Annotated in this window: 8 protein-coding genes and 1 pseudogene; 4 read left to right on the top strand and 5 right to left on the bottom strand. The window is 31.6% G+C overall.

Annotated elements, in window-relative coordinates:
* Window positions 1-174 precede the first annotated feature (174 nt).
* Window positions 175-336, bottom strand: a complete 162-nt coding sequence (locus B0A78_RS14660; RefSeq protein WP_162493066.1) for a hypothetical protein — start codon at window positions 334-336, stop codon at window positions 175-177.
* Between B0A78_RS14660 and B0A78_RS01940 the strand changes: the two genes are divergently transcribed.
* Window positions 305-1,822, top strand: coding sequence for a sodium:solute symporter (locus B0A78_RS01940; protein ID WP_041253177.1), 1,518 nt, complete (start codon window positions 305-307; stop codon window positions 1,820-1,822). The two genes, B0A78_RS14660 and B0A78_RS01940, sit on opposite strands and share 32 nt — an antisense overlap.
* A 548-nt stretch (window positions 1,823-2,370) precedes the next feature.
* The gene (locus B0A78_RS01935) at window positions 2,371-5,202 is read left to right on the top strand and encodes a T9SS-dependent choice-of-anchor J family protein (protein WP_097609321.1); all 2,832 of its coding nucleotides are present in this window, start codon (window positions 2,371-2,373) and stop codon (window positions 5,200-5,202) included.
* Between the two features lie 148 nt (window positions 5,203-5,350).
* Here B0A78_RS01935 and B0A78_RS01930 read toward each other — a convergent pair whose 3' ends face one another.
* Entirely contained in the window at window positions 5,351-5,707 is a 357-nt protein-coding gene (locus tag B0A78_RS01930) for a CoA-binding protein (protein WP_014164841.1), read from the bottom strand.
* A gap of 110 nt (window positions 5,708-5,817) precedes the next feature.
* Between B0A78_RS01930 and B0A78_RS01925 the strand changes: the two genes are divergently transcribed.
* Entirely contained in the window at window positions 5,818-6,453 is a 636-nt protein-coding gene (locus B0A78_RS01925) for a MarC family NAAT transporter (protein ID WP_014164840.1), read from the top strand.
* 248 nt (window positions 6,454-6,701) lie between these two features.
* On the opposite strand, the gene ctlX is transcribed toward B0A78_RS01925, so the two are convergent.
* From ctlX to B0A78_RS01910, 3 genes are all read right to left on the bottom strand, one after another.
* A complete protein-coding gene (gene ctlX / locus B0A78_RS01920; protein ID WP_014164839.1) occupies window positions 6,702-7,637 on the bottom strand; it encodes a citrulline utilization hydrolase CtlX in 936 nt (311 codons plus the stop codon).
* 89 nt (window positions 7,638-7,726) lie between these two features.
* Complete coding sequence (gene rocF, locus B0A78_RS01915) at window positions 7,727-8,683, bottom strand: arginase (protein WP_014164838.1); 957 nt, start codon at window positions 8,681-8,683, stop codon at window positions 7,727-7,729.
* A 124-nt stretch (window positions 8,684-8,807) separates the two neighbouring features.
* Window positions 8,808-10,091, bottom strand: coding sequence for a citrate synthase (locus tag B0A78_RS01910; RefSeq protein WP_014164837.1), 1,284 nt, complete (start codon window positions 10,089-10,091; stop codon window positions 8,808-8,810).
* Between the two features lie 474 nt (window positions 10,092-10,565).
* On the opposite strand from B0A78_RS01910, the pseudogene B0A78_RS01905 reads away from it, so the two are divergent.
* Window positions 10,566-10,936 (top strand): annotated as a pseudogene (locus B0A78_RS01905) (outer membrane beta-barrel protein); the annotation flags it as partial.

Below are 10,936 nucleotides of genomic sequence, written 5' to 3'. Positions count from 1 at the left end.
CCATACTTCAGATCGTTATTTGAATAAACAACTCCTGTATATAGGAATAACATTGCAATGATTCCTTTATATATTTTTTTCATTTTAAAAATTATTATTTACAGTACAAATGTATGTAGAAGTTTTAACAAAAAAAACGAAATGAAAAAGTTCTACAAATTCAAAAAAAAATATCTATTGTTTTTTTGTTATAAATAAAAAATCATTCATACGTTCTTGTATTTTTTTTTTAAAGTTACTTTTTCGGACATTAATCAAGTTTTTTCTATCTTGCAATACAAAACTAAAATTATTCATTTGACCTATGACTCCATTTGCAATTCTTTCCTTAATCATTATCTACTTTGGGATTTTGTTTTTTATTTCCCATTTTATGAGTAAAAACGACAGTGGTAATGATGCCTTTTTTAAAGCGAATAAAAATTCTAAATGGTATTTGGTTGCATTTGGTATGATAGGAACTGCATTATCAGGTGTAACTTTCATTTCTGTACCTGGAGAAGTTGGCAACACCGAATTACAATTTAAATATTTTCAATTTGTAATAGGTAATGCTTTAGGATTTTTTATTGTAGCTACGGTATTATTGCCTCTATACTATAGAATGAATTTAACTTCTATTTATGGTTATATTGAACAACGTTTAGGTAAAATTAGTTATTTAACAGCAGCGTCTATCTTTTTAATCAGTCGTACCATTGGTTCTGCCTTTCGTCTTTATCTTGTAGTCATAGTTTTACAACGATATGTTTTCGATTATTATGAAATACCCTTTACGATTACCGTATTCCTATCTTTATTTTTAATTTTTGCGTACACTTATAAAGGAGGCCTTAAAACTATTATTATTACTGATACCTTACAAACCTTTTTCTTAGTATCCTCTGTTTTTCTTACGATCTATTTTATTTGTCAAAGTTTAGATTTATCTCCATTACAAGCTTTTGAAAAAGTAAAAAACAGTTCCTATTCCCAAATATTTTTCTTTGACGATTATTTAAAGGGTAATTATTTCTGGAAACAACTTTTAGGAGGAATTTTTGTAACTATTGCTATGGTAGGTCTTGACCAAGACTTGATGCAAAAAAATTTGAGTTGTCCAAACATAAAAGAAGCTCAAAAAAATATGTTTACATTTACAGGAATATTTGTAATCATTAACCTTTTTTTCTTAAGTGTAGGAGCATTACTATATATGTATGCAGAAAAAAATGGCATTGCTGTTCCTATGGTTGATAACGTAGTTCGAACAGACTTCTTGTTTCCTGAAATAGCTTTGAAATCATTAGGATTAGTTCCTGCAATTGTATTTTTATTAGGTCTTACAGCGGCCACCTTTGCTACTACTGATTCAGCACTTACTGCTTTAACCACATCATTTTGCATTGATTTTTTAGGAATGGAGAAAAAGCAATCAGAAAACAACGATAAAAATTTTAATAACGATACGAAACTAAAAAAAACACGACATACTGTTCATTTAGTTTTTTCTGGATTAATATTTTTAGTCATTGTTTTTTTTAATACTGTAAACGATGCTTCCGTTGTAAAAATGATTTTCAAAATTGCTTCATACACTTACGGTCCTTTATTAGGATTATACGGATTTGGTTTATTCATGAAAACCAAAACAGTTCGAGATAAATTAGTTCCTTTTATATGTCTAATTTCGCCCATTCTTTGTTATTTCTTATCAGCCCATTCTGCTGAATGGTTTGATGGCTACACCATAGCTGAAGAATTAATCATTTTTAATGGATTAATTACTTTCATTGGCTTATTATTTATCAGTAAGCCTACAACAAATAGCACACGTTTTTAGAAAAGATATATTTTAATTCACAGAGGCTGTCCTATTTTTTTGAACAGCCTTTGAGGGTTGCTAAAACACCAAATATCCATCGAAAATAATCTTCCTATATCCGATTCTCTGAAAGCTAATTTAACATTTAAAACTCTATCTATTCCTTTTTTTCAAATCCTTCCCACGATTAAGTTTAATAAAAACCTACTTACCCCAGATTATCCGTTAAATTTTATGGTGAAGATAAAAAGGTAAAAGAAGATAAAATATACGGTTTTTTTTCACTGGAGCTGTAATTTTACTACATTGAGAACAAAAAGTTGAGTCTTTTTTTAGATTCAAACTCATTTTTATCTGTAATAATTTTCTAATGCGCAATTTGGTCTTAAAACAATTTAAATAAAGCCCATTATTAACAGATCTTATCTAAACCGCAATCCCCTTCAATCATAACAAGAAAACCAACCAGATAAAACACAAATCAAACAAAAAAAATAATTAATTTATTTCTATAGCGAAATCTAAAAAAACAACGCAAATTACATATTTTTGTTAAAAAAAAGATAATGAAAAAAATTATCCAAAAATTCATTTGGAATACTCTTTTCATCCTGAATTCTGTTATTATTTTTTCTCAGGAAAAAGACAAATTCCAATACCATCGTTGTTCAACTGTTGAATATGAAGCGGAACTAAAGGCACAATATCCAAACCGCATGACTACGATGGAATTTGAAAAATTCCTTAGCCCTCATATTCAAAAATTTAAAGCGGATAAAAAAGCAGGAAATTATAGAAAATTAACATATACTATACCTGTAGTCATTCATATCATTCACAACGGTGATGCTATTGGCACAGGAGAAAACATTACAGATGCTCAGGCCATATCGCAAATTACAGTAATGAATCAAGACTATAGACGTCTAGCAGCAACACCTGGAGGAAGAAACTCTACAGGTTTAGCCGTTGATACCGAAATAAATTTTGTACTAGCCAAACAAGATCCTAATGGCAACCCAACAACAGGAATCGTTAGACATAACATAACCCCTTATTCGAACAATATTGAAAACAATGACCAAGGAGCTGACTGGGAAACAAGAGCTGACACAGAAATGATGAAAACCAATACCATTTGGGATCCTACTCGTTATCTAAACATCTGGACTATCAGACCTGGAGGATTACCACTTAATCAAGGAGGTCAGAGCGGTTTATTGGGATATGCACAATTCCCCAGTAATTCTGGACTTAGTGGAATGCAAACGAATGGAGGTTTAGCTTCAACAGACGGTGTAGTTGCTAGTTTTGACGCTTTTGGAACAAACGCGTTAAATGATGGCTCTTTTACCCTCAATCCAACTTATAATTTAGGAAGAACCATGACTCACGAAATAGGCCATTGGCTAGGTTTAAGACATATATGGGGTGACGATGGCTGCTCTTCAGTAGATCTGACAAATAATTACACCAATGAGGATTTTTGCGCGGACACACCTGCGGCTGCGGCTGCCAACTATTCTTGTACGGCTAACACTGATTCTTGTACAAATATCCCAGGTGTAGACATGATACAGAACTACATGGATTACACTCCAGATTCATGTATGGATACATTTACTAATGATCAAAAAAACAGAATTCAAACTGTAATGCAAGTAGCGGATCGAAGAGGCGTACTAAACAACTCTTTGGTTAGTAATATAACAAAAGCAGGAATATACTTTACACAAGAAAAATTTACCTCAATAGTAAATAAAGTAGCTAATTGTGGCTATACCGATGTAAACTATAAAGTTTCTATTTTAAAAGCTCCGACTGCCAATACGATCGTTACTTTTAGACCTATAACTCAAGGCAGTAACGCAGTGTTAGGAAAAGACTTTGACATTATAACTCCAACTGTTACATTTAACGCAGGAAGTAGTCTTCCTCAACAAATGGTTGTCCGTTTTTATAATGGTGGAGTAATAGATAATGACAAAATAATTAAAATAGGAATGACTGTAAACAACAATGGAGGAGATGCTCTTATCATAGATAGCTACGCTGGAAGCGACTCCCCTTCTATTTTAACGTGTACATTAAAAAACACACAAAATGCGCCAAGCGATAGTATGACTAATATTGCTTTCTTAGAAAATAATGACGGTAGTACATTACCTATAATTATAAACACGGATCTAGATCGTGATAATCGTAAATGGGAGATTTTTAATTCGAGTACAACGAGTCGATCAATCGGTTTTTCGGAAAGATGGTTAGGCTCTAGATCTTGGACTCAAATAAACTATACGGATATTCCTTTAACTCCTGATAACTTAATCACTTTTAACACTCCTATTGTTTTACCAAATAATGGAATTTTAAAATACAAAGTTGCTTCAATTGATAATACGGATTTTGAAGAAAATTATTCTGTCTACATAACGACATCAAAAGACCCCAATACTATAATTAACCAACAACCTATTATTACAGAAAGTTTAACCAAAGGAAAAACGATCTTCAATAAAAACATTGACTTGAGTGCGTATGCAGGTCAAACTGTTTATTTGAGTATACGTCATTATAACTGTACTAATAAAAACATATTAATGATGGATGACTTTGAAATAAATTCTTCTTCTCCTGTTGATGCCAATTTTGTCCAACAAGTAGTTAACTCAAACACAAAATATCAAGCTACAATAAACCGAGCAGGAAATACATACGCAGTTGATACTTTAACGAACAAACTAATGCTTTTAATGTCTAATAATTCTAGTTTTAATTATGGTTGTACAAATGTATTTATAAATAGAGATCAAACTACTGCTGGATCTACTGCTGTTAATTACGGTTCTAATGTAGATAATAATAAAAAAGTAATGGCAAAATCTTTCACCATTTCACCAACTACAAATAATCCTGCTGGAACTGAAACTATCAAATTCTATTTTACAGAGGCAGAAATTTCCGCGTGGGAAACTATTACAGGCAATAGTAGAAATACTTTAAAAATCATTAAAGAAGGACTCAATACCCCTATTAGTACAACATTAGGAAGTTTTGGCAACAATACCACTTTAAGCGGTAATGTTCCTAATGGACTTAACGGAGTGTATTACTTCGGAACAAATGAAACTTTAAATACAAAACAAGAAGAATTTGAAAGTTTCACAATGTATCCAAACCCAACAAAAGATGCGTTTACTATTCAACTTACATCTTCTGAACCAAAAATAGATGTTAAAATAAATGATCTCTACGGAAGGGACATCTATACCCTTAAATTCAACAATGAAGGTGTTTTTAATGAAACTATTGAATTGGCTTCTCTTCAAAGCGGAGTTTACCTAGTTAACATTACAGATGGCAACAAAAAATCTGTTAGACGAATCATAAAAAACTAATTTGAAATAAATTCATCTATTAAATCTAAAATTTAAAAAAGAAGAACCCTATTTTCGATCACAAGGAGAAGTCTAACAACATTAATAGTACGACTTCTCCTTGTGTCGAAATTAATAAAATTTAAATATTTTCTTTTTGGGTTCTTTTTTAATATTGCTTCGTTCCTAAAAGCACCAATGTACAAGCTTCTTCTATGATGATATTATTTTTTTTTAACAAATCATAAAACTCTGGATTTTCTGTACCTGGATTAAAAATAACTCGCTTAGGTGTTAATTCTATTACGTATTTGTAATATTCTTTTTGACGTTGCGGATTCAAATATAAAGTAACCGTATGAATATCGTCTAAAACAGGAAATCCTTTCTGAATTTCTATTCCAAAAACGCTTTCGTTTTTTAGACCTATAGCTATTACTTCATGTTGATTTTGTAATAATCTACTCATGGCTACAAACGAATATCTTTCTGGGTTACTAGAAGCCCCTAAAACTAAAGTTTTCATTTTTACTATTTTTAAAAGAATAAATTTACTATTTTTAAACTTAGTAAACCAGAACTTAACATTTTCTTTACTTTTAAAAAAGTTTAGAATTTTAATTTTACAAAAAAACTATGGATCTATTTTTCTACATTTTTGCCGCCTTATTTTCTGTACTTAATCCTATTGGTGCTATTCCTGTTTTTGTTGGACTCACGAATGGGTATACACGTCAGGAACTAACCAAAACATCTAAATGGACCGCAATTAACGTATTCATAATTATGATTGTATCATATTTTTTAGGCGAATATGTCTTGCGCTTTTTTGGTATTAGTTTAGAAGCCTTACGAATTGCAGGAGGTATGATTATAGCCAATTCTGGTTTTGGTTTATTATCTGGAAAGGTTAAAAAGCGTAAAGGGATAAACAAAAAGGTAGAAGATGAGGCACAACAAAAACACGCCATTGCTCTTACTCCATTAGCTATGCCTTTGTTAGCAGGCCCAGGCTCGATATCCTTATTAATTGCTTTTTATCAAGAACACAATAACTGGATGGCTATGAGTCTCGCTATGAGTGCTATTTTAGCAGTAGCTGTTTCTATTTTCTTAGTCTTAAACAGCGCTCATTATCTAGTTCGTTTTCTTGGAGAAGCAGGCATTGTAGCTATCTCAAGAATTGTTGGTTTTTTTGTAATTGCAATAGGTGTACAGTATATAGTAAATGCTATTTTAAAAATCATAGAAAACAGTCATCTTATCAAGTAATGAATGGCATTACATTTAAAAGCAAATTTCACAAGATTTGAATGAATTGATGAGTTGAGTCGATCCGTCTTTTTTTCATTCGCTTTTCTTTGCATTCAAGTGTGCGCAATCAAATCTTTAGATAAAATAACAACAGTCTAATAATCGGTTTATTTTTTCTTTACAATACTATTTAATCTGGTTTTTGATTCAAAAAAGGCATATAAAAAATCCCAAACTTTTTACTTGGGATTTTTTACTGTTTCATTTTACTGTTTAGGTAAAAAGATCTCAGCCATCATACAACGAGCGCTGCCTCCTCCGTAGGTTTCTATAGTTTCTAAATTTGAATATAGAATAGTCGTATGTTTTTCAATTTGTTCAATTTGTCCTTTATTTAGTGAATTATAAGCTGATTCGCTCATGACTAAATACGTTTTATCATCATTCCCTTTTACTTGTAACATATTACCAGCAAAGGCGTTTACTTGACTTTCGGAAATATAGATAATTTCCTTACCATCCTTTTTTAGATTTTCTACTAGATTTTTCTTTTCCGTTTTATCATCTATACATTCTGAGCAAAGAACTGCAAAAGTTTCTCCTATAGCCATCATTACGTTTGTATGATAAATCAATTCTCTTTTTTTATTAACTGTTTGAAAGGCATTAAACAAGACAGGAGTAAACTCAAAATCCTCACAAAATTCAATAAATAATTCTTCATCGGCACGAGGAGATAAAGCACAGTATGCTTTTTGATGTACACGATCTAAAATCATACTCCCTGTTCCTTCTAAAAAAACACCTTCTTCTTCTGCAAGTGTGTAATCCATTATTTCCTGAATAACAAAACCTTCTTCTTCCAATATATCTAAAATATCTTCTCTTCGTTCTAAACGACGATTTTCAGCAAACATGGGATATAATATTACATCCCCATTTTCGTGAAATGAAATCCAATTATTAGGAAAAACCGCATCAGGTGTATCCGTATCTGTTGTATCTTCCACCACAACTACATGAACTCCTACTTGACGAAGTTTGCCAACTAAAGCATCAAACTCCTGTTGAGCCTTAGTTGTAATAGTTGCTGGCAAGATTGCATCTGTTTGTTTTTGATAATAATTATTTACTGCTGTTTGTTCATTCATTCTAAATGAAACAGGTCGCACCATTAATAGAGAATTTGTTATTTGTTGCATATTTTATTTAGTAAAAAAAATCCCTCAAACACTACTGAAACTTATTGCATTTTATAGTGATTGAGAGAATTCTATATTTATAAAATTAATTATCTATTTTTTACCACATTTACAATAGAATCTACTATATCTAGAGCTATTTCTGCCATCGCGTTTATTTTCTCATCTAAACAAGGATTTACTTCCACTACTTCTACACAAATTGTTTTAGGATTAGAGGTTAAGTGTACTAATAAATCTTTTGCTTCTTGCGGGGTAATTCCGTGAGGCACTGGAGTTCCTGTACCATGTGAAGTCAAGAGAGGATCCATAGAATCAACATCAAACGAAATATAGATTATATCACATTGATGCAATTGTGTATTAATATTATTTACCAAGGTCCATATCCCCAAATTACGAACATCTTGTACTGTATACCATTTTAGACCTAACTTTTCGATAACAGCTTCTTCTTGGGGTTCCGTATCACGTACAGCTATATAAACTAAATCTTCTGGATTAATTTTTTTTGTTACTCCTCCAACATTTTTTAGTCTATTCCAATAATCAATTGTTTTTTCATCTACTTTATTTATTTGACATTCTAAGTTATCAACATCCATTACAGAGGCTAAAGGCATTCCGTGCATATTCCCTGAAGGCGTGGTATAAGGCGTATGAATATCTGCATGAGCATCAATCCAAATTACTCCAATTCTTTTATCTGGGTAAGCAGACTTAATACCCGCTATAGTTCCACCCGCAGAACCATGATCTGCCGCTAAAATAATAGGGAATTGTTTTTTTTGTAATAGAGAAGAAACTTTTGTATTTAGTTCCTCATAAACAGAAAGTAGACCGTCTATACGCTTTGCAAAAGGAAACTTCGTTGGCTTATCCAAATAAGAATTTACATCCTTAATTGTTTCGAGAGTATTTTCGCCAAAAATATAACGCTCTTTTTTCCTAGCTGTTGTGATAATGGCTTCTGGTCCTAAAGAAGCTCCGCGTGTACCTGCTGCAATTTCTGATTTGTTTATTAGAAAAGTAATTGACTTACTCATAATTTTTTAGATTGGATGGTGATTGTTATATGATTTTACAACAACCAATTCATCTGTTTCGGTGGCAAATATAAAAAAAGCCTCTTGAGAGAAGAAGCTTTTTTATATTTTATTTAGATTTGGATTATCTTTTATCTATAGACACGAATGGTCGTAATGGATACCCCGTATATACTTGACGCGGACGTCCGATAGGTTCTTTATTTAAACGCATTTCTTTCCATTGTGCAATCCATCCTGGAAGACGACCAATAGCAAATAATACGGTAAACATATCGGTTGGAACTCCTAACGCTCTATAAATTATTCCTGAGTAGAAATCTACATTTGGATACAATTTTCTATCTACGAAATAAGGATCTACTAAAGCCGCTTCTTCTAATTGTTTAGCAATATTTAAAATTGGATCGTTTACTCCTAATTCTGCTAATACTTCATCCGCTGCTTTTTTAATGATTTTTGCGCGAGGGTCAAAATTTTTATACACCCTATGTCCAAAGCCCATTAAACGGAAAGGATCTTCCTTATCCTTAGCTCTTTCCAATGCTTTTTGAGCATCTCCTCCGTCTTTTTGAATCTGTTCTAACATTTCAAGTACAGCTTGGTTTGCCCCTCCGTGTAAAGGCCCCCATAGTGCAGAAACTCCTGCTGAAATGGAAGCAAATAAACCTGCATGTGAAGATCCTACAATTCTAACTGTAGAAGTTGAGCAGTTTTGTTCATGATCAGCGTGTAACGTAAACAGTTTATCTAAAGCATCTATAACTGTTTTGTTAGTGGTATAAGGTCCTGTAGGCAATTCAAACATTAATCGCATGAAATTTTCCACATATCCTTTTGTGTTATCATAGTAGTTTAATGGGAATCCCATCATTTTACGATACGTCCATGTAGCAATTACTAGGAATTTCCCCATAGTTTTACAAATTGCCTCATACATTTCGGTTTCATTTTCCACATTTACTACTTTAGGATTAAAAGCGGTTAAAGCAGAAGTTAACGATGATAATACTCCCATTGGGTGAGCTGTTTTAGGAAACCCGTCAATGATATTTTTCATTTCTTCGTTTACTAAAGTATATTTACGAATATCATTTTCAAATTTTTCTAATTGAGCTTTTGTTGGTAATTCTCCGAAAATAATTAGATAAGATACTTCTAAGAACGTGGCTTTTTCAGCTAAATCCTCAATAGCATATCCTCTATATCTTAAGATTCCTTCTTCACCATCTAAGAAAGTAATTTCACTGGTACAAGAACCGGAGTTCTTATACCCAGGATCTATAGTAATCGCTCCTGTTAGGGCGCGTAATTTTTCAATATCGATAGCCACTTCATTTTCAGAACCCACCATTACAGGGAACTCGTATTTATTGCCATCAAATTCTAATATCGCAGTTTTTGACATAATTAAGTTTATGGTATTTATCTTTTTAAATTGTTTTAACAAAAATAGGGATTTGATATTAAATTCAAAAACTTACCCAATGCTTTTCTCCAAATTTAATAAATGTTTTCCAATAAGCTTCTAATTTTAGAAAAGAAAAACAGTAGGTTATGTATAAAATTTTCTAGAAAGAAAAAAGGCATTATATTCTACGTATTACTCCCTTTCAATCATTCAACCTTATTTTATTAGAAGCCCCTAATTAATCAAAGCAGCTGTCTTTAAGTAGAATGTAATAGAGTTTTTTATATTATTTAAACTTTTATTCGATCTTTTTAATGTACCTAATGATCTTGCAAATGATTTTTATAAAAAATCAAGGTCTTCATTTATTGTCATTTGATTTTTTTGGCATGCTTAAAATCACAATTTATTTCAGTATACTCAAAATACAAATGGATTTTTATAGAATTTTCTTATTTTTGAAAAAAAACAATGAAAAAAACTATATCTCTCACAATTTTTCTTTTTTTCAATAAATTTTATTCACAACATACAGAACCTTTTACATACGGATTAAAAATAGGTGCGGTGCATTCATCCGTTAGTAATCTTCCCGAAATGATTGTTGGAAGAGACAATTCTTTAACTCATTTTAGCCTAGATTCTAAAGGAAGTTACGGAGTAGAAGGCGGTTTTTTTGTAAATGCTAAACTACCCAATACAAGAGTAGCCTTACAAGGTGAAATCCTTTACAGAAACACAGGAGACAAATTAACATTCAACAATGCTTTAGGTAAAAACTATACTTTAAGTTTTGATTATTCTTTTATAACCATTGGAGCTATTTATAAAATATATCCTTA

This window comes from Flavobacterium columnare NBRC 100251 = ATCC 23463 (assembly GCF_002530675.1).
Lineage (GTDB): Bacteria > Bacteroidota > Bacteroidia > Flavobacteriales > Flavobacteriaceae > Flavobacterium > Flavobacterium columnare.
This window is presented reverse-complemented; position numbering and strand designations above follow the sequence as displayed.